This window comes from Dictyobacter arantiisoli (assembly GCF_008326305.1).
Taxonomy (GTDB): domain Bacteria; phylum Chloroflexota; class Ktedonobacteria; order Ktedonobacterales; family Ktedonobacteraceae; genus Dictyobacter; species Dictyobacter arantiisoli.
In genome coordinates this window covers 36,515-56,481 of record NZ_BIXY01000013.1, presented here as the reverse complement: position 1 = coordinate 56,481, position 19,967 = coordinate 36,515, and the positions used below count along the sequence as shown (strand labels likewise).

The 19,967-nt window shown below is 48.1% G+C and carries 13 protein-coding genes; 7 read left to right on the top strand and 6 right to left on the bottom strand.

Annotated features, from left to right (window positions below):
* The 3 genes from sucD (at nucleotide 1) to F1593_RS06335 (ending at nucleotide 3,223) form a co-directional block, all read left to right on the top strand.
* Nucleotides 1–867, top strand: coding sequence for a succinate--CoA ligase subunit alpha (sucD, locus tag F1593_RS06345; protein ID WP_149400711.1), 867 nt, complete (start codon nucleotides 1–3; stop codon nucleotides 865–867).
* 105 nt (nucleotides 868–972) lie between these two features.
* Complete coding sequence (locus F1593_RS06340; RefSeq protein WP_149400710.1) at nucleotides 973–2,211, top strand: histone deacetylase family protein; 1,239 nt, start codon at nucleotides 973–975, stop codon at nucleotides 2,209–2,211.
* A 130-nt stretch (nucleotides 2,212–2,341) separates the two neighbouring features.
* Nucleotides 2,342–3,223, top strand: coding sequence for a GNAT family N-acetyltransferase (locus F1593_RS06335; RefSeq protein WP_149400709.1), 882 nt, complete (start codon nucleotides 2,342–2,344; stop codon nucleotides 3,221–3,223).
* A gap of 27 nt (nucleotides 3,224–3,250) precedes the next feature.
* Here F1593_RS06335 and F1593_RS06330 read toward each other — a convergent pair whose 3' ends face one another.
* The 4 genes from F1593_RS06330 to F1593_RS06315 all read right to left on the bottom strand — a co-directional run bounded on the left by F1593_RS06330 (nucleotide 3,251) and on the right by F1593_RS06315 (nucleotide 9,646).
* Nucleotides 3,251–5,164 (bottom strand): adenylate/guanylate cyclase domain-containing protein, encoded by a 1,914-nt coding sequence (locus tag F1593_RS06330; RefSeq protein WP_172631912.1) that lies wholly within the window; start codon nucleotides 5,162–5,164, stop codon nucleotides 3,251–3,253.
* 199 nt (nucleotides 5,165–5,363) lie between these two features.
* Nucleotides 5,364–6,263 (bottom strand): SDR family oxidoreductase, encoded by a 900-nt coding sequence (locus F1593_RS06325; protein WP_149400707.1) that lies wholly within the window; start codon nucleotides 6,261–6,263, stop codon nucleotides 5,364–5,366.
* Nucleotides 6,264–6,485: 222 nt separating this feature from the next.
* Entirely contained in the window at nucleotides 6,486–8,864 is a 2,379-nt protein-coding gene (locus F1593_RS06320) for a sensor histidine kinase (RefSeq protein WP_149400706.1), read from the bottom strand.
* 14 nt (nucleotides 8,865–8,878) lie between these two features.
* Entirely contained in the window at nucleotides 8,879–9,646 is a 768-nt protein-coding gene (locus tag F1593_RS06315) for a response regulator transcription factor (protein ID WP_149400705.1), read from the bottom strand.
* A gap of 449 nt (nucleotides 9,647–10,095) precedes the next feature.
* Between F1593_RS06315 and F1593_RS06310 the strand changes: the two genes are divergently transcribed.
* The 4 genes from F1593_RS06310 to F1593_RS06295 all read left to right on the top strand — a co-directional run bounded on the left by F1593_RS06310 (nucleotide 10,096) and on the right by F1593_RS06295 (nucleotide 15,784).
* The gene (locus F1593_RS06310) at nucleotides 10,096–12,300 is read left to right on the top strand and encodes an alpha-amylase/4-alpha-glucanotransferase domain-containing protein (protein ID WP_149400704.1); all 2,205 of its coding nucleotides are present in this window, start codon (nucleotides 10,096–10,098) and stop codon (nucleotides 12,298–12,300) included.
* Between the two features lie 218 nt (nucleotides 12,301–12,518).
* A complete protein-coding gene (locus F1593_RS06305; protein WP_149400703.1) occupies nucleotides 12,519–13,235 on the top strand; it encodes a type 1 glutamine amidotransferase in 717 nt (238 codons plus the stop codon).
* 308 nt (nucleotides 13,236–13,543) lie between these two features.
* A complete protein-coding gene (locus tag F1593_RS06300) occupies nucleotides 13,544–14,473 on the top strand; it encodes a PP2C family protein-serine/threonine phosphatase (RefSeq protein WP_172631911.1) in 930 nt (309 codons plus the stop codon).
* A 540-nt stretch (nucleotides 14,474–15,013) separates the two neighbouring features.
* Complete coding sequence (locus tag F1593_RS06295) at nucleotides 15,014–15,784, top strand: nucleotidyltransferase domain-containing protein (RefSeq protein WP_149400701.1); 771 nt, start codon at nucleotides 15,014–15,016, stop codon at nucleotides 15,782–15,784.
* Between the two features lie 89 nt (nucleotides 15,785–15,873).
* On the opposite strand, the gene F1593_RS06290 is transcribed toward F1593_RS06295, so the two are convergent.
* Entirely contained in the window at nucleotides 15,874–18,177 is a 2,304-nt protein-coding gene (locus F1593_RS06290) for an ATP-dependent metallopeptidase FtsH/Yme1/Tma family protein (protein WP_235932505.1), read from the bottom strand.
* A gap of 289 nt (nucleotides 18,178–18,466) precedes the next feature.
* Nucleotides 18,467–19,825 carry an MFS transporter gene (locus tag F1593_RS06285; protein WP_235932504.1) on the bottom strand — a complete coding sequence of 453 codons (1,359 nt, stop codon included), beginning with the start codon at nucleotides 19,823–19,825 and terminating at the stop codon, nucleotides 18,467–18,469.
* Nucleotides 19,826–19,967 lie beyond the last annotated feature (142 nt).

The window sequence follows — 19,967 nt, the reverse complement described above, 5'->3', positions numbered from 1 at the left end:
ATGAGTATTCTATTAGATAACACCACACGTGTCATTGTTCAGGGTATCACCGGGCGCGAAGGACAATATCATACGCGTAATATGATTGCAGCTGGTACTCAGATTGTCGGCGGCGTGACTCCTTCGAAAGGTGGACAAACCGTTGAGGGCGTGCCGGTCTTTGATACCGTATTTCAGGCCCGTGAAGCAACCAACGCCACGGCCAGTTGTATTTTTGTCCCACCCGCAGGGGCTGCCGATGCGATTATGGAGGCTGCCAGCGCTGGTATCCAATTGATTGTCTGCATCACAGAAGGTATTCCCGTCATCGATATGACCCGTGCGATGCTGGTAGTCAAAGAAAAAGGGGCCACCCTGATCGGCCCCAACTGTCCTGGCATGTGTACCCCTGGCTTTGGTAAAATCGGTATTATCCCTTATCAGATCTTTAATCCCGGTCCGGTAGGCTTTATCTCACGCTCTGGCACGCTGACCTATGAAGTTGTCTCACTGCTGACCAACGCCGGCATAGGACAATCCACCTGCATTGGTATTGGCGGTGATCCCATCATCGGCACAACCTTTGTGGGCTATCTCAAATTATTTGAGAACGATCCACAAACCAAAGTGGTTGTGATGTGTGGAGAGATCGGCGGGAGTGATGAGGAAGATGCCGCGGAGTTCATCAAGACGATGAGCAAGCCGGTGGTGGCCTTTATCTCTGGTCGCACAGCGCCAGCCGGCAAACGCATGGGACATGCTGGCGCGATTATCTCTGGCAATACAGGGACCGCGCAGGGAAAAGTGGCCGCACTCCAGGCCGCTAATGTTCCTGTTGCCGACACCATTTTTGATATTCCTGAACTGGTAAAAAAAGTTCTCGGGTAGCTACCTAAATTTTTGTCATAGTATCCCTGCGCTGTTTAAGGGTGGGGATACTCACGCTAGCACATCCGCAGGCCCCGAACAGGTGACCTGCCTCAAGGTAAAAGAATGACTACGGCCCTCGTTTATGATCCAATTTTTCTTGAACATCTTGTGCCCAAAGGACATCCAGAACGTCCACAGCGTATGGAGATGTCGATCGGTTATATCAAAGCATTGAACTGGCTCGAACGGGAAGGACTTGTTCAGCTTGCTCCGCGCGCTGCCAGTATCGATGAACTCGCAACTGTCCATGACCGCGCCTATATTCAGGAAGTTGAGGCCGCCAGCCAGGAAGCCGCAGCCGCCTCCGCTGGCACCACGACTCAACAAATTGTCCAGGTTGGTACTGATACCTACGTTTCAGCCAAAAGCTATGAAGCAGCTCTCAAAGCAGCCGGAGCTCCTCTGACCGCCATTGACGCCATGATGAAAGGTCAGATTAAAAATGCCTATTGTCTGGTACGCCCTCCAGGACATCATGCCGTGGCTGAAGCCGCCTTCGGCTTTTGCATCTTTAATAATGTAGCAGTCGCTGCTCGCTACGCCATCGATCACTATGGTCTGGAACGCGTACTGATCATTGATTATGATGTGCATCATGGTAACGGTACCCAGGAAATGTTCTATGATGATCCACGCGTTCTCTACTTCTCAGTACATCAAGGAGCTCCATTTTTCCCAAGTACCGGCCACGCCCACGAGCGCGGTACAGGAGCAGCAGAAGGCACTACCATCAATGTCCCGCTCCCGGCAGGTGCAGGCTTTGAAATTTATGAGCCCATCTTCCGCCAGATACTCGCACCAGCAGCCGACCGCTTTCATCCACAATTAATTCTCGTTTCAGCAGGCTACGACGCCCACTGGAAAGAAGCACAAAGCGATACAGGGCTGGAACTACCAGGTATGCGTATCTCAAACGCAGGCTTCGCGAAACTCAATGAAATTATCCTCAAGATCGCTGATGAACAATGTGACGGCAGGTTGATCATGGTCCAGGAAGGTGGCTATGATCTGGACGTTGTTGCCTCAGGTGCCTCTACCAGCCTCAATCAGCTTTTAGGTGGGGAGGAGGCGGTAGATAGTTATGGGCCTGCCCCCGATATCACCTATCAGATCAACACTGATGTCTTGATTGGCGAATTACGCCGTATTCATCATCTCACGGGTTATCGTATGCGCAATCGTCCAAAGCCCGATATTGAACAGCTGAGACGCGAGATCAAAGGACCAACCATCACAAAAACGCCTGCTGAACCTGCGCAAGAAGAAATAACATCTTGTCAACAAGAACAGGATAAAGCATAATTTGACGCACAGGTTGCCTCTACAGCATGTTGACGTCCTGGCATGTGAAGGTATACACTACACAGAGTATCGGGTGCTAGAGGCAGCCTGTTCAATAGTAGGAGATCTATCTTACAGGGGATGTATTTTGATGAGCAGAGGTTACATAGCGAATAATCGGAAAGATGTGCGTTTATTGAGCAGCGAGGACATTCCCGCCATTGAACGTCTGTTACGTACATCTGAATATATCTACCAACGTTTTACCTTGAGTGAGCTACCACTGCTCATCAAGCATTATCCTGCTGTAGGCCTGTGGAACGGCTCAACCCTGCATGGCTTTCTGCTTTCACAAATCATCAAAACTCCCTTTGCCTGGTTTAGTGGCTTCGGGGTCAGTTGGAGTAACAGCAAAGAGTATGTATCGATTCTCGCGGCCCTTCTGGATGAGCTCTATGGTCATCTGCTCGCCAGGGGAGTACAGTACTTCAACTATTCAGGAAACGACTCTAGCAGTGATTGGCTGCGTACCTTGCTGCTGGCACGGAGCTTTATTCCCTATCAAACTCTCTACTCATATGATAAGTTTGACTATAAGAGTCCATCACAGGGCAACCAAAACGTTATCTTACGACCAGTCGATCTGACACGCGATCTTCCTGCTTTACTCGATATTGAAATGGCCTGCTTTGAAGAAATCTGGCGTTACGATGCTATTTCTTTTCATGATATCGAGGCTACCCATCCCTATTTTAAGGTAGTGGAGCTGAATGGACAGGTCGTAGGCTATCAATTCAATGCACTCGACGACGAATATGGCTATCTCGTCCGTATTGCGGTACATCCATCAGCAACCCATAAAGGGATTGGCGTGCGCTTAATGGCGGAAGCTGTGCGCTTCTTCGAGCAGGCCCGCGTCTCGCGCATCATGCTCAATACCCAGGAAGATAACTATCACGCCCACCAACTTTATGAGTGGTTCGGCTTTATTCGCCTGCAACAAAAAGGCTTTGTGTTACGCAAGACACTTTAGCATTCTAATCAGAGAAGACTAAAATCATCAGCGCACTCCCATCAGATAACGAACCGTCAGCGGTAAGCTCTTGTTCTTCACAGAAAGGGCAAATTGCTTGCCGGTCTGCACCCAGGATTGTACTTGCTGGAAGGTTGAGTCATTGACGAGGATATTATTGTCCGTCACATTGTTTTGTAGCCGTGAAGCCACATTAACCGCATCCCCAATGGCAGTATAGTTCTGTAAACGCTCTTGAGCACCTACATTGCCGACGGTGGCAGGTCCCGTATTCACACCAATACCAAAGGAAACCTGCGTTTCCTGAGGCTGTGAACGCTGATATTCCAGCACAGCCATACGCATTTTCCAGGCCGCACGCACCGCACGCAAAGCATGGTCAGGCTGCGCCAATGGGGCATTGAAAATAGCCATCAAGGCATCTCCCTGAAAAGCCGTCAACGTCCCTGATTCTTCCCAGATCGCTTCACACATAATTTTAAGATAGCGATTGATCAGATGCATCACCTCTTCAGGTGGCATACTCTCACTAAGGCGTGTATACCCACGAATGTCGGCAAAGACGACGGAAATATCTTTTGTTTCCCCGCCCAGCTTGAGCGCCATAGGATCGCGAATAAGCTGCTCTACGACGCTGGGATGAACATACCGCTCAAAGATTTGACGTACCTGCCGGGCACGCGCCTCTGAACGTTTCAGCTCAGTCTGATCATCGATCACTAATGCCATACCAATATAGCTACCCTGCACATCTAGTAAGGCACTGACATAATAATTCAAGCTCACAATATCATCTTGTTCACGACCAGGAATACGACAATTAATGGCCTGTTTCACCAGAGTTCCATGCTCATGGTGGTTTTGCGCATTGGATAACATATTGATCAGGCTCACTTCAGGCGGCAACATCGTAAAAGCCTCCCGATAGTGTTTCCCCATCACCAGATCAGGATGGACATGTAAAATCATGCTGGCAGCCGCATTGAAGGTGGTGATGATTCCAGCTGCATTCGTAGTGACAACGCCATTGGCGATAGAACCAAAAATATTATCCATATACTGCTTATCTTCGCGTACCGTGCGGATAGCGGCATTAAGATCAGCAAAGAGACGCGCATTATCAATGGCAATTGCTGCTTGATTACAGAATGCCAGCAATAATTCAAGATGTTTGGAATGGAAGAGCCGCGTGTTGAAACGGCTGTCAACATAGACAGCACCAATACAATTATCGCGTACGATCAATGGCGCACACATAATCGAGCGAATGCCAAATGCCATAATGCTTTCTTGAATCTTTAAGGCATCATCAGCCTGAGCATCATCAGTCAACATCGGCTCACGGGTACGAATTACCCGTCGAATTGTATTGCGGCTAATCTGAGCGGTCGCAAAGGCACTTTCGGGAATAGAATTGGCGTTTTTATCGCGCGCAATCGAAAATTCCAATTCACCCGTGCCAGGGTGTACAAGCATCAACACACCACGTTCAGCTTTCACAAAATCGATCACACAGTCCATAACCAGTGAGAGGACCTTGTCAAATTCCAGAGTTGAATTCAAGGTACGAGCAATTTCTGACAGGGTCTCTAATTCATTGCGCTCTTGCTTCAGATTCGAAATACTGGTGGTAAGAACTTCACGTTCACGGTCAAAAGTCACCCGAGGAGAAGGAAGATCTGGCAGTGTTTGAGCGGCCTTTACCGTTCGCTGTATGGCTTGATAAATGCGCCCAAGTTCTAGATCGGCAACGCGACTCACCTGAAGTGCATCGCTCAAAAGTCGGATACGAGGATCACCGACCTCATTAGCATAGCGTCCTTCTACCGAGATTTCCAATTTTTGCGCATGCTCGTGCATAAGGCGCGACATGCGTATCACCGCCTCGCTGATAGCGCGTAAGTCATCACCAGTTTTTCCTGACAAATCAGCAGAGACCACGCAATCCTCCCTTAAGGCCATTTGGATAGAAGTGACTATCCGATATCATATGAATAGAGAGAGGCGACGCCTATCGCCATAAAAGCCTTCGTGGCACAGCTATGCTGCCCAAAAAGAATTGTGGATATATTCGTCAAACAATCAACGAATATGCCCACTAATTATAGCATAGTAACAATTTGCTTGTACTTCTTGTACGCTACACGCCCTGCTTCTCAAGGTAGGTCTTTAAGGATTGAGGCTTAAAGCCAAAATCACGCTCAACACTATTCAAATCAGTAATATTATCGAATGAGAACAAAGCCATTGCGGCCTTTGTTAAAGGCGGTTTGGGAAGGACAGCCTCCATAACAGCTGCGCCTATATGTACCAGTGGCAGAGGAGCATAGAGCCTGGGACGCCTCTTATGAGTGGCCTGCAATAATACATCGAATATCTGGCGAAAAGAGTAATAGTCGGGTCCACCAATGGTATAAATTTGTTTATTCGTGCGCTCAGGCTCAGCCAGTACTTGCATAATTACCGTCACCACATCCTCCACATAAATCGGCTGAAAGAGTATTTTCCCACCACCAATTAATGGAACAACCGGAGAAGTTTGCAACAGATTAACCAGTCCCGTAATAAATGGCGCTCCTTTTCCAAAGAGAACTGAGGGGCGAATGATAGTCCAGTCCAATCCGCTATCCACTAACATTTCCTCTGCAAGATAGCGACCTTGCATATAACTACCGGGTCTATCAGGTTTCGTTCCCAGGCCACTGATCTCAATCACACGCTTCACACTTGCCGCTTTCGCAGCTAGCAGCAAGTTAGCGGTTCCTCCTACATTGGTCGCTTCATAATGGTTATCAGCAGATTGCTTACGATCAGCTGTCATAAAAGCGGCATGTACAATTGTATCAACACCATCTACAGCTGCTCCCAGAGAGACAGCCCGGGTCGTCGCTCCCTGCACAAGCTCTACCTTATCCGCTGGTAGAATAGCACTTGCCTGCTGAATGTTACGCACCAGGCAACGCGGATGCTCCCCCTGAGCGACCAGACGATAAACCAATTGTCGACCAATAAAACCGGTTGCTCCGGTAATTAATATCATGATAAATGTCCCTCCGATAGAAATAATTTCGCTACCTCATGCTAGAGATGCCGATTAGACACGCATCAGGTAGCATTTAGTGAACAGACCATGTGTATACCTATCCATAGATGAGTATAAGAAAGCACACACCTGCCTGCCAGGGGATACACACATGAATTTTTTCAGGAGCCAACAGGAAAAAAAGATACAATGCGTTTTAAAACACTATCCGAGATGCATTTAACGCAGGGCGACAATGGGCATAAAGATACGGACACAGACTCCTGCTCCCGGAGCGGTTTTGACAGTAACGTTACCACCAGCAATGTTTAAGAGAGCACTATGTGTCAGCAGACCACCACCTGTACCACTGGTGGCGCTGCTGGTAGATACAATGCCAATACCGTCATCAACGACCAGCACCTGTAAATCGGGATCGCAGGAAGCGGAGACAGTGAGACGCAGGGGACGATGAATATCAGTTCCGCGGGCGTGTCGGGCAGCATTACGTAAAGCCTCCTGTACAGCCGCAAAGATAATCTCAGCAATAGCTGGCGGCACCAGATCATCAATAAGTTGAGCAGTCTTCTCCGAGACATCCCACACCACCGCATCAAAGGCTTGCTGAAAATCTTGCTCCAACATAGCATGAATAGCTGTTATCATCCCGTCACGCTCCAGACGATGAGGAGCCCCAGTTGACATGGCACGCATCATTGATGCGAGCTGACGATGGGCAGCACTAATGGAGTCAATCGCCTCATCCAATGCCTGCTCAGCCCGCTCAAAAGGGACTTCTCGTACATCATCGCTAGCATCCTCCGGAGTGCGTAAAGAACGGGCTGTTTCTAAGCGTAGGAGTGCCAGATGCAGCATCGGCAATGTCTCATCGTGCAGGACACGGCGCTGTTGAGCCCCTAGTAACTTGACATCAACAATACGTCGTCGTAGTAAGGCCGCCACCGCCAGCATCGCCTCATGATCACGCAAGGTATCCAGAATACGCTGTCCACAGGCCTGTGCCAGATCCATATCCTCGTTAGTAAACGCACCTCGGTCCTCACGTGGTCCAAGATAGAGTTTGGCAACCAGACCTAATTCATCATAGATTGGGAGCACCCAACAGATGACAGGGAAGCCCTGGATCGTCACACGAATACGATACGCATTGAAATCCGAACGCAAGTTTTGATGCTGCGCGCTACGACCCAACACCTGCTCCTGATCCATGTTCTCAGTACGCTCTGGTGGATCAACCAGTGACCAGCGATAGGCAAAACTACTCCGAAAAGGCCCTGACAATACCACCAGGCGGGCACAACGCACTTCGAGAATTTCTTTACAAAGATGGAAGAAAAGTTCTTCCATATTCTGCTCGGTCTTCTGCAAATCCGTATTAAGCCAGTGGCGCATGCTCGTGTTATGTAAGAAAGGACCCAGGAGCGAAACATAGCGATCATGTGCGGTATAGCTACTCCAGGTAAACAGAGCATAGGTGCCGGTAGCAATCGCTGTAATCAACAACAAACCACCCAATGAACTACGTGTAAGCAAAAGTAAGAGAGCCACCAACAAGGAGATGGTAGTCGCCATCAGTACAATACCACGCCACTGCTCAAAGAAACCACGACGGGCCAGAGGCCGTTCAATTAAGATCCCATGACGCACAATCGAATATCCAATCAGCAAAACCATTACAGCCACGCAACCGGTGGCATAAACATCTAAAATCAACAAACTGGTCGGAATAGTGTTCAATTCGGATGAAGTCAAAGCTGAAATGTTATCAATCGTTTGGAGATGAAGCCATTTCACCATCGTCCAGACGCCCAGAAAGCCGAGACTTGCCGTCAGACATGTCATCAACACTGCAGCCAGTAAGAGCACGGGGCGTGCCAGATGCCAGGATAGCATGGGCTCTTCAAGCTGTTCAGCCGTAATCTGATCCTTCCAAAAAGCCTCTACCAGGGCTCTACGCAAAGATCCCATATGCTTACGAAGCAGGAAAAAGCGCCACAGCGTTGCCAGTACCCGTCCAATGCGCGCTGGCGTAAACCAGGGTCCAATGGCACAAAAGGTCACATAGAGCAAAAAGATGATCGACAGCAAAATCAAGGGCGAAAACAGCCCTATATGCATCGATCCATCCACATCACTGCTATAGGCCAATAACAGCAAGGTCTCTTTAAAAGTAAAAGTCGACTGATTGAACAATAATATCAATAGGGCACTGCAACCCAGGATGGCACTACAGATTAACAAAAAAGGACGCCGGCGACGCCATTTATTATTGAGAAATGAGGCATAATGAAGCCCAATTACGAACCAGATATAGGGTACACCCAGGGCTGGAAACCAGATCAGTCGCCAGAGAAAATCTGTCGAGACTGGCCCGGTCGTCTTTGACAGCGAACCAGACATCAGCAAAGCATGCAGAAAGAAGAAGAGCGCCGTCAAGCTCAAACCAACCACACCAACCCGCGCAATCATACTGCGTCGGTCCCCATTGAGCCAGACAGTACAGGCCAACCAGAGAAAAGCAATAAAATTGAACGTTGAAAGCGCCAGGGTAACGACCTGTAAGAAAAAGGTCGGTGTATGAAAAAACAGGACAGGCATAGGGCAACTCTTCTTTACTCTTCTTTATATAAGGGCATCCATTCGCCGCGACGATCCTGAACCAGGGCCACACCGGATTCATCCCACATTACCATACGGTTTAGCATATAGATCAACGTCGCACGTGCGCGTGCAACCTTATCATCGACTGCATTCTCGCTCAGGCCCCAGGCAGCATAGATACGTCCATTGGTACGACTCACTGCTCGCTTATCGTGCAGGCTCAGACGTGCGGCAATTTGCTCATTCGTCATCCCTTGCGCCATTAACTCCACAACGCGCAACTCATTCGGCTCCAGCAGAGCACGCGGGGACTGCTCATCCAGATCACGCACTTCCTGAACACGATCTTCTATTTCGGGATCAACCAGACTACGCCCACTCACAGCATCACGTAGTAACGGCACAAGCATACTGGGCAATAAATAATTGCTTTTTCGCACATATGCATAATGGGTCAGGATACCAGAAGCGCGGAACTCACGATAATATTCATCATCATCCTGAATCGAATAAAATACCACTGGCATACGTGGACGCTCGCGGCGAATCGCCACTGCGGCCCCCACACCACTCAAAGCCCGGCGACCTTCCTCTGGATCGCGCAACTGCACATCCATCAGAATAACATCCATATCTAATTCCAAGGCTCGTGCTACCGCCTCACGGCCAGTCGCCGCTTCCCCTATCACCTGCACCGCACGGGTTGCCTCCAGGCCCTCATAAAGCGCTCTACGCAACGGACCATGGTCATCGACAAGCAATAGTTTGAGTATTCCCATTATTCTACCCTGGCAACTCTATTCGATGCATCCATCGACGTTTTTTTGATACTTTTTTTCTATTATTATCGCACAACACAGGTACCAGAAGATGCTTATTCATACTAAAAATCAACCTTGCGACCAACGCATGCTCCCACCTGCAAAAGTATAGCAATTATTAGCTCAAGAAGGTAGCCTCCGCAACCATCCAAACCTGCACACAGAGCATATACACCATTCATTTATGTACCTGAAGACTTTTATTCAGTCGCAAACGATAGCTCATAATGTCTTCTATTGCCATAATAGATTTCATTTTATAGCAGCGTGTATGGTATATTTATCAGAGAAGCCTGAACGGTAAACCTTTGATAAAGAGATTCTAGCCTATACGCTGGAAAATAACGTGTCACGTACACGAAAAAACTTTGAATGGTTGAGGCTGAAATAATAAAGGTTGGAAGAGTATGACAACAAAGCCGCATACCCAACGTAGCATCCATCTCGGATTACTGCTGCACAATCATCAACCAGTTGGAAATTTTCCCTGGGTATTTCAGCAGGTTTACGAATCCTCATATCTCCCTTTGATTGAAGCGCTAGAACGACATCCCGGTGTACACCTTTCACTCCATTATACGGGCTCATTAATTGATTGGTTGGAAGAATCTCAGCCAGAATTTCTACAGCGGGTCGCCCGACTGGTAGCGTGCCAACAGATTGAAATGGTGGGTGGAGGCTACTACGAACCAATTCTGCCAGCAATTCCCGATGGGGATAAGCTCGCACAAATCCAACGCTTATCTGAACGTATCGAGAGTCATTTCGGACAAAAGCCAACTGGTATGTGGTTGGCTGAGCGCGTCTGGGAGCCGAGTTTACCACGCGCACTCAGTGCGGCAGACATACAATGGACCATTCTCGATGATATCCACTTCAAAAATGTTGGACTTGAGGATCACGACCTCTATGGCTATTATGCCACAGAAGACCAGACAGGGATTGTGAAAGTGTACGCAACCAGCCAGGCATTGCGCTATACAATTCCCTGGCGTCCGCCCGAGGAGACCATCAAAACTCTGCACAAGCTAGCGACGCTGGATGGTCAACGTATTGTGGTGATGGGCGACGATGGAGAGAAATTTGGTGCCTGGCCTGATACGCAAACGTATTGCTGGGGTACCAAGGAACGTTCCGGCTGGGTAGAACAGTTTTTCACGGCTCTGGAAGAGAATAGCGACTGGCTCCATACCATAGCATTAGGGACCTATGCCAATCAGCATGCCGCCCTCGGACGTGCCTATCTGCCAACTGCATCCTATATTGAGATGACCGAGTGGGCGCTCCCACCAAAGAAATCCTATCAGTTTGGACAACTCTTACACCAACTAGAAAAAGAGCACCGCCCCGATATTCTTCAATTCATGCGTGGCGGCTTCTGGCGCAGTTTCCTGGTACGATACGCTGAAATCAACAATCAACATAAAAAGATGCTTCATGTCCACGACCTCGTCTATGCTGCAGGCGCAAACGATGAAGCCGGTCTCACACATCTTTTAAAAGCGCAGGCCAACGATACATACTGGCATGGCCTCTTTGGTGGCATTTACATGGCACATGTGCGCTCAGCTATTTATCATCATCTGATCAAGGCAGAGAATGCCGCTGCAATGCTAACACACGGTAACCGATCCTGGCAACACTATACTCTGACCGATTTTGAGCGCAATACTCGTCAACAGCTACTTATTGAGAGCGATCAACAAAACCTCTATTTCGATCCTGAGCATGGAGGGAGCCTCTTTGAATGGGATTTACGGCGTAGCGCCCACAACTTACTCTGTGTAATGACGCGCCGGCAAGAAAGCTATCATCAGACGTTGCGTATCTATGAACAGGAACGACGACGCACCGCGATCACGAATGCGCCCATCCCCCAGAGTGATACTGACCAACCAGACAATCCACATAGCACCATACGTACCAAAGAAAGCGATCTTGACCAGTATCTGGTCATCGATCCCTATCGCCGCAGCAGTCTCATCGATCATTTCCTTCCCTCGGGTCTACCACTTGAGAGCTATGCTCAGATGCGCTATGAGGAACAGGGAACGTTTGCCAATCAACCTTATGCCGCCCACGTCACGCAAGGAGCCAGCGATATAACTGTCCTATTTGATCGTATAGGCGAAGTAAAACGTCCAGGGGCGCTAAATCCTCTAATGGTACATCTGAGCAAGACTATCCAGATACCGTTGGGAGAGGAAAAACTGATCGTTCGCTACCGAATTGAAAACCAGGGGCAGGCACGGTTACAAACCAACTTCGCAACCGAATGGAATCTCAATTTGCTCGGAGGTGGAAACAATCCTCAGGCTTACATGACTATTGAAGGACAAGAAGAGGAATCACAATATTTTGATAGCACGGGAGAACATCATGAGGCACAAGCTATCCACGTCGGCAATAGTTGGCTACAACAGGATATTGGCTTCGTGCTCAGCGTTCCTGCTACACTCTGGCACTTCTCTATTGACACCGTAACCGGCTCAGAAGCAGGCTTTGAACGTACCCATCAGGGAAGTAATTTCACCTTCCTCTGGCCCCTCCTGCTGGAGGGCGGTCAAGTCTGGGAGGTCGAGATGACGATACAAGGGCGTATTCCACACTAGGCTAAATTTCCTACTGATTATTGTCTATACAGGCCTGATGGAACAGGAGCTATCAAGATAATGTTGTAATGTATATAAATGGTTGGTTCAACTGGCTTTGTTCCTAACTTTAATCGAGGCAGAAAACAAGCCTTGCGTTACCATCTATTTTACCTATAAAATTTATAGTGTTGAGATAATAATTGATTATCGTGTAGAGAGAAAGGAACCACTCGTACGTGGGAAGGATCTTAATCTTACAGCATGAATGGCTGAACCCGTATGGCTACCTGGGAAACTTGTTAGATGAACATGGTATCGCGCATGATATCATCAATATAGAAACAGATAAATTACCAGATCCAACACAATATGCGGGGATCGTGGCTCTGGGTGGTTCACAACACATCTATGCCAAACGTGACTACCCCTATCTCTTACCAGAAGAGGCCTGGCTGCAACAGATTGTAGCGGAGGAAATTCCCTATCTAGGCGTCTGCCTGGGCAGCCAATTACTCGCTGATGCCATGGGGGGTCTGGTTCATCCTCATACAATGACTGAGATTGGCTTTTTTGATATTCCATTAACGCTGCAGGGGCAAGATGATCCTTTATTCGCAGGCTTGCCACAATATCAAAAAGTCTTTCATTGGCACGAAGATACCTTTGATTTACCCGCAGGAGCCGTTCTGCTTGCATCCAACAACAATACTCAGAATCAGGCTTTCCGCTATGGTAAATATGCATATGGCCTGCAATATCATATCGAACTTGATCACGATGCGCTTAATACCTGGCTGTATCATCCGTCTTTGAAAGAGAGTATCATAAATGCAATCGGGCTACCTGGTTACATAGTGGTTGAGCATCAGCGCGAAACTGACTTTCCACAATACCAATACCATACCAAATTAGTATTCGAAAATTTCTTAAGAATATGTAAACTACTTTATTGAAACAATGATGCGCAGGATTGCCTGACCCTTTTCTTTTCATCCTTCGATCTGCTATACTTGCACTCAATAGTTTATGCGACCAGGACGATGGAGTTCACAAGCAACGGCAATCCATCGCATCAATAATGTATATGACAGAGAACATTGGATTGGGGCGAGTTAACATAAGTATAAACCGCTAAGCAACGTTAAAGGTATTTCTGGACCTTGCGGTCTGTTCTAATGTAAATGGTATACACATGAATTATCAAGCGACAAACAGTGCAAAATCTCTAGTCAATTTATTCGAAAGGCAGCAATCGACGAAGATGCCACATAATACACAACATAAGAAACGGACAAAACTTTATCATCTTCATCAGCGGTCACCTTTCACTACTTCAGGTCGCAGTATCGCTAACGAGCGGCACCCTACCCGGAATGAAGATAACATCATTATTGATGAACTCGGCGGCCTTTTTGCTGTCTTCGATGGTGTTGGTGGAAGTGCTGCGGCAGAAATTGCATCACAAACGGCTTCTCATTCTACTCGCCGTGCCTGGAAACGTATCCTTACCAAAGAGCGCAATAGAAGAAAAATTTATACCTTTCTAGAAGACTGTAACCAACATGACCTCTGCAAAGTATTGGAAGATTTGATTCTGGAAGCTGATGAACAGGTACGAACCAATGGTGCCACTCGAGCACATACCGATGATCTGGCAACCACAGTAGCTCTGGCAGCCTTCTGTCGCCAACCCGACATCCATGACTATACGATGGTCTATGCTCATGTCGGAGATAGCCGTATCTACCTCTTACGGGGAGAAGAGCGCATTCAACGTCTGACTCATGATGATGGACTACTCAGCAAGCTGATTGAAAATCAGATTGTCAATGAGTATCATGCTTTTCGTATTGACCAGGCAATGCGGGCAGACCAGCTTTCTGATGTCGAATACAACTACTTTCGCCTGCGCGGCGGTATCACCCAGGCATTGGGTGGCCCTATTCCACCAACGATACATACCAATAAAATCAGCGTTTATCCAGGTGACCGCATCCTTTTATGTACCGATGGCATTCATGATAATTTGACTGACGAAGAGATTGAACACGTAATTCGTACTAATCCACGATCATCTGCTGCCCGCGTTCTGGTTGAGAGCGCTCGTGAACGCTCACATGAAGACCGCAGCCAGACAATACGCTCTAAGCCCGATGATATGAGCGCTATTGTGATGACCTGTCGTTTTTAGTCCGTTTTTATCTCTCATGGCTTGTGTCTTAAACTACTCAGTGAGTATGCATAGCTAGAGTAGCAGCCTTACAGTTGATGACTGTGACCATCAACTGGCAACACCCAGAGATGAATAGGGGTCGTTTTACAGAATTTCGGCCCCATGCCTCTAGCATTCAAGCAGTTTATATTCCACTCCTTTTTCATACCTGGATCCCAGTATCATCCCCTGACACCTGTTCTATCTCTCTATGCAGTGAATGGAATAATGCAGATCAGGCAGCGCCTATGTTCAGAGCATACGGACAAATACGTACGTATGATCATGCGCCTCTCTTCCCTCGCTCTTTTTTCCGCAACAACCAAACGACGCCAGTCAGGTAGAAGAATCTAAAGGTATAATTGAAAGCTAACGTTCTTCTCTGCACCTCTTATAGAAAGAAGAATGATACCTTTCTCGCTATTTTGGTCAAGGCAATTCTTTATCCATAAACTTCTATGCAATTCTTCCGATACATAATACTACTGATAGTTATCATGATTGCACAAGGAGATACTGATGAATAGTGTGGAGACTGCACGAGCATTTCTTGATCAGAACTTTCCTAATTGTGATGCGGCGATCCTGGCTGGCAGTTCCTCTCGTAATGAGGAAACCACTACGTCCGATCTAGACATCGTCGTAATTGATGAAAAAGCGCTCTATCCTTATGAGGAAACGTTGCAAGCGTTTGGACGAACTATCGACGTCATATTTAACTCGCATGAAACATGCCGTAAGTTTTTCAAATCGGATATGAAAAACCATCGGCCAGTGATAACACATATGTGTGCAAAGGGACTTATCCTCAAAGACACAGACGGACTGGCCCAGCAAATCCAGCATGAGGCCAACCAGGTCTTTGAATACGGTCCAGATCCTCTCCAGCAGGATGCAATGGATCGCTGGCGGCACGATTTAACGAATCTGGCCGATGACTTCTCATCTTCACGCAGTCGCGAGGAAAGCTTCGTCTTTGCAAGTTATCTGGCAACCGGAGCAACCGATGCACTGCTCGCTGCCCAGCGCCGTTGGACAGGCAGCGGTAAATGGCAATTGCGCGCTCTGTATGACTATGATCCTCAAGTCGCACAACAATGGATCGACGCAGTAGAAGCGTTTTATCAACGCAACAGCCGCCGCGAGCTAGTAACCTATGCGCAACTGGCAATTACAGCCCTGGGAGGTCCTTTAATCGAATATGTCCGTGGGCGCAAAGATCAAACTCCCGATCCTTCTGAGGAGGAATATGAGGAGGAAGAGGAACAGAAAGAAAATGTCCTCCAGTAATGTACGTGCAGGATAACCACATTTTCAATGCAAGGATGCACACTATTTTCTGGAGGACTCCTCTATCAATCTATCAATCTATCAATCTATCAAGCTTGTGATAAGAGTGCTTCGAATTGACTGCGATCCAGTTGCTCATGTTCGAGCAAGGCATCGGCAAGCAATGTAAGCTGATCTTTATGCCGGGTAAGGATCTCACGTGCCACTGCACTGCCTTCGGCAATAATATGCTGCACTTCCTTATCCACCAATGCGCTCATTGTTGCACCACCGGATGACCGCGTTGCTGAGGGGCGCGTAACGTAATGACGAGTCGGTACGGTCTGTGATCCATCAAATCTCAGATTACCTTGCGCATCAGCGATAAGACTCTGTGTCTGAATTGGTAATTCAGCAGGGTCCAGACACCGCAAGTTGAGAGCATAGGATTCTTCAGGACGATAGTCGACATAGAGTGTTCCAATTCGCTCACTCATGCCCCAACGCGTCACCATTTTGTGGGCCAGCCCTGTCACAACTTGAAAATCGTTTTCCGCGCCAGTCGTGATACGCTTCGCGCCAAAAGTAAGTTCTTCCGCCATGCGACCACCCAGCCCCACCGCGATACGTGCTACCAATGCTTCACGGTTATAATTATAGCGATCAACCTCGGCGGTAAACTGGGTAACCCCCAGACTTTGACCGCGTGGCAAGATCGTCACCCGATTAACCGTATCAGCTTCGGGCAGGTGATATGCAACAAGTGCATGCCCCCCCTCGTGGAAAGCAATCACGCGCCGATCAGCCTCGCTCATAAGTAATGGACGTAACGCCCCCAATTGAACACGAGCCAGAGCATCCTCAAAACATTCATGATCAAGACACTCTAGATTGCGGCGAGCGGCCGTCAACGCCGCCTCATTAACAAGATTTGCCAGGTCAGCTCCGGTCATGCCAGTCGTCAGGCGCGCCAAACGATCAAGCGATACATCTGTGGCTAAAGGCGTCTCTTTCGCATGCACACGCAGGATAGCCTCACGACCAGCACGATCCGGTGCTGATATGGTAATGCGACGATCAAAACGACCGGGGCGTAACACAGCTTGATCCAGAATATCAACCCGGTTCGTAGCGGCTAAGACAACCACTGCTTGCCGAGCATCAAACCCATCCAGCTCAACTAACAGTTGATTAAGCGTCTGATCACGTTCGTCATTATTGGAGGCACGCATTGAACGCTTCCGAGCTACGGCATCAATCTCATCAATAAAAACGACACAAGGAGACGCAAGGCGTGCTTGCTGGAAAAGATCGCGGACACGGCTGGCACCAACACCAACATACATCTCCACAAATTCTGAGGCACTCATACTAAAGAAAGGAACCTTAGCTTCTCCTGCCACTGCCTTTGCCAGCAACGTTTTGCCTGTACCTGGCTCGCCAACTAACAGGGCACCACATGGAATATGGGCACCCAGGCGATTAAATTTCTCAGGACTCTGCAAGAATTGGACAATCTCGCTTAACTCATTCCGCACCTCATCAATACCCGCCACATCAGCAAACGTGACCGGCGGTACAGTTGCAATGGGAGCAGAGACTGGTCTGGCGACGGCAATGCCTGTTCGAGCAGCAGACTTACCTTGAGCCCCAGACTCCTGTGAAGTTGGGGAAGTTGATCTCTCTTGCACACGCTTAAAGCGACGCGCCCGGCTCTTTCCCATCTGGGTAATGCTGTCGTCCATAGAATTCATCGGATTCTGCTTGCGTAAATACAGCAAGAAGATGATAAAAATCAGCACGACAATTATCAGCGGCAAATAATGAAGGAGAGCAGGCAGACCGCTGAACGAATTTGGTGTTGAAATAACTTCTATTGGCACATGTGAGGCATCGATTTGCGCAACCAGGGCATTCTGACCATCCGAGGGCATGTGCATATAGAGTGAATGAAACACGTCAGGAGATGTGCTATCAGCATTAAATGTTAAAGTGGCATTTCCCTTGATGAAATTTTGCCATTTTGCTACATCGGCAGCCGAATGAGAAATCAGGATATTTTTATATGTCGATGCAGTTGCTTTTACTTGCGTAGAGTACTTTACCAATCCATAAACATTGTTGCCCTGGATTTCTACCGCTTCGATATTACCATCGTGCACCAGATGAAGAAACGTTGTATAGTCAGCTGTCTGTATCCCGCTAATCGGAGCAGAATCATCAGAGGGGATAGGAAGACGTACGGCAATCCCAAATAACAGGGCGCATCCGATGGTCAGCAAGAGACACGTCAAAACTGCACTACGATAATCCTGCAAAAATTTCCACCACATACGTAAAGTAGAGCTCACAGTGCGTTGAGGGCGCCGCTTCTTGTTCATTGCATTGATGCGACGACGAGCCTTATCATCCATATCTTTACCTCGCCTGAAACAATTTCCGTCTAGCAGACTTTCTATAGCCAACTGGTCGTTTGCGTGCTGCATCCAGCATGGTGGTGTGTTAAAAAGTTATATCATCACACAGCTAAGGTACAAACCACTATCACTGCGGCAAAAACGATCAGGCTAATACCCATCTTTTTAAAACTAGCTCTAGTGTACAGCTTTTCAATGAGGCATGAATGTTTCTCGGTACTTTCTTCTCATTGCAAAATGCATCAATGTGTATCAAAACAATTCACACAATACAAATTAAGACTCTTTAAAAGTGCGTTGAATCCACCATATTCTTCTCCGCAGATATGCGCCATATCCACCCAATACCAACTATTAGTAAAGTGAGCAAGGCACCAATAAACAGGGCAAGAGAGGGTCCATAATGTTCTGAGAGCCAGCCAAGCAGCAGATAGCCCAGGGGCAAGCTTCCATCGAAGGAGACGATACACACGCTTATAACGCGCCCGCGCAGATGGTCTGGAGCGACCATTTGAAGCACGGTGAAAGCTAGCTCGGCAAAAGCCGTTTCCGTGAAGCCAACACCTGCGATGAGCACAAATGACAAAAGATAGATCCGCGTGGCTGCAAAGATTACTTCCAAAACGCAAAAGAGCAACATACTCATCAACAGGCGACGCATCGTAGGCTGCTGATTGCCCCATGCCAGCCAGAATGCCGAAAGCAACGAGCCGATGCCGAGCGCGGCTGAGAGCAAGCCAAAGCCTGCTGATCCTACATGCAATAAATCAGTGGCAAAGAGCGGCAGGACAACACCAAAGTTCGAGCCAAAGAGCAATCCCAGGCCCACCACGACGATCACCAGCATGACAGCAGGCGTATTCCATACATACGCCATACCCTCGCGCAGGCTCTGCCAGGCGTTTTGCCGGATATTGAGATGCTGAAACGTTTGGGCGTGTAGTTCATGCCGCCTGATCAATGCCAAACTTACCAGCACCGGTAGAAAGCTAAGCGCGTTGAGTAGAAAGAGTGTGGTGATCCCGGTAACAGCTATGATAAGCCCCCCAAGTGCAGGACCCATAATGCGCGCCAGGTTTGCGATTGAGGAGTTCAGACCAATTGCATTGGTCAGATCCGTACGTCCAACCAGTTCAACGACAAACGCCTGGCGCGTTGGCCTATCCAGACTATTGGTAAATCCCAGGAGAAGCGCCAGCACATAGATATGCCAGAGCTGAACACTGCTGGTTATGAGCAATAGCCAAAACAAAAAAGCCTGCACCATGGCTGCGGATTGCGTCAGGAGCAAGATGCGTCGTTTGGACCAACGGTCGGCAAAGACGCCTCCAAAAAGTGTGAAGAGTAGCACAGGCAGAGCTTGTAACGCACCCACCACGCCGAGCTGCCAGCCACTATGGGTCAGGTTCAGTACCAGCCAGATTTGCCCAATGCTTTGTATTGAAGATCCCATCAGCGAGAGCAATTGACCAGACCAGAAAAGGCGAAAATTGTGCTGACGCAATGAAGAAAATGTCCGTACCTGCACCTTCTCAGAGTTTCTGGATGTAGTTGACGCCAGCCTTTCTCTTTGCTGACTTTTCTCTGGAACAGACTCTCTTCCAGAGTCCTGGTTAGTAGATAAAGATGCGTTTTCCCCCATCATCGGCTCCCTTTTCCTTTTTGCTCTTTAAAACAGATCAGTTGGCAAGTATAGCAAGAGCAAGCAAAAAAAACATTGTCCAAAAGGACGTTGCCGATAAGTGGATGTTTATGATATAATAAAAACGAGAAGAAGTGACTTTGCG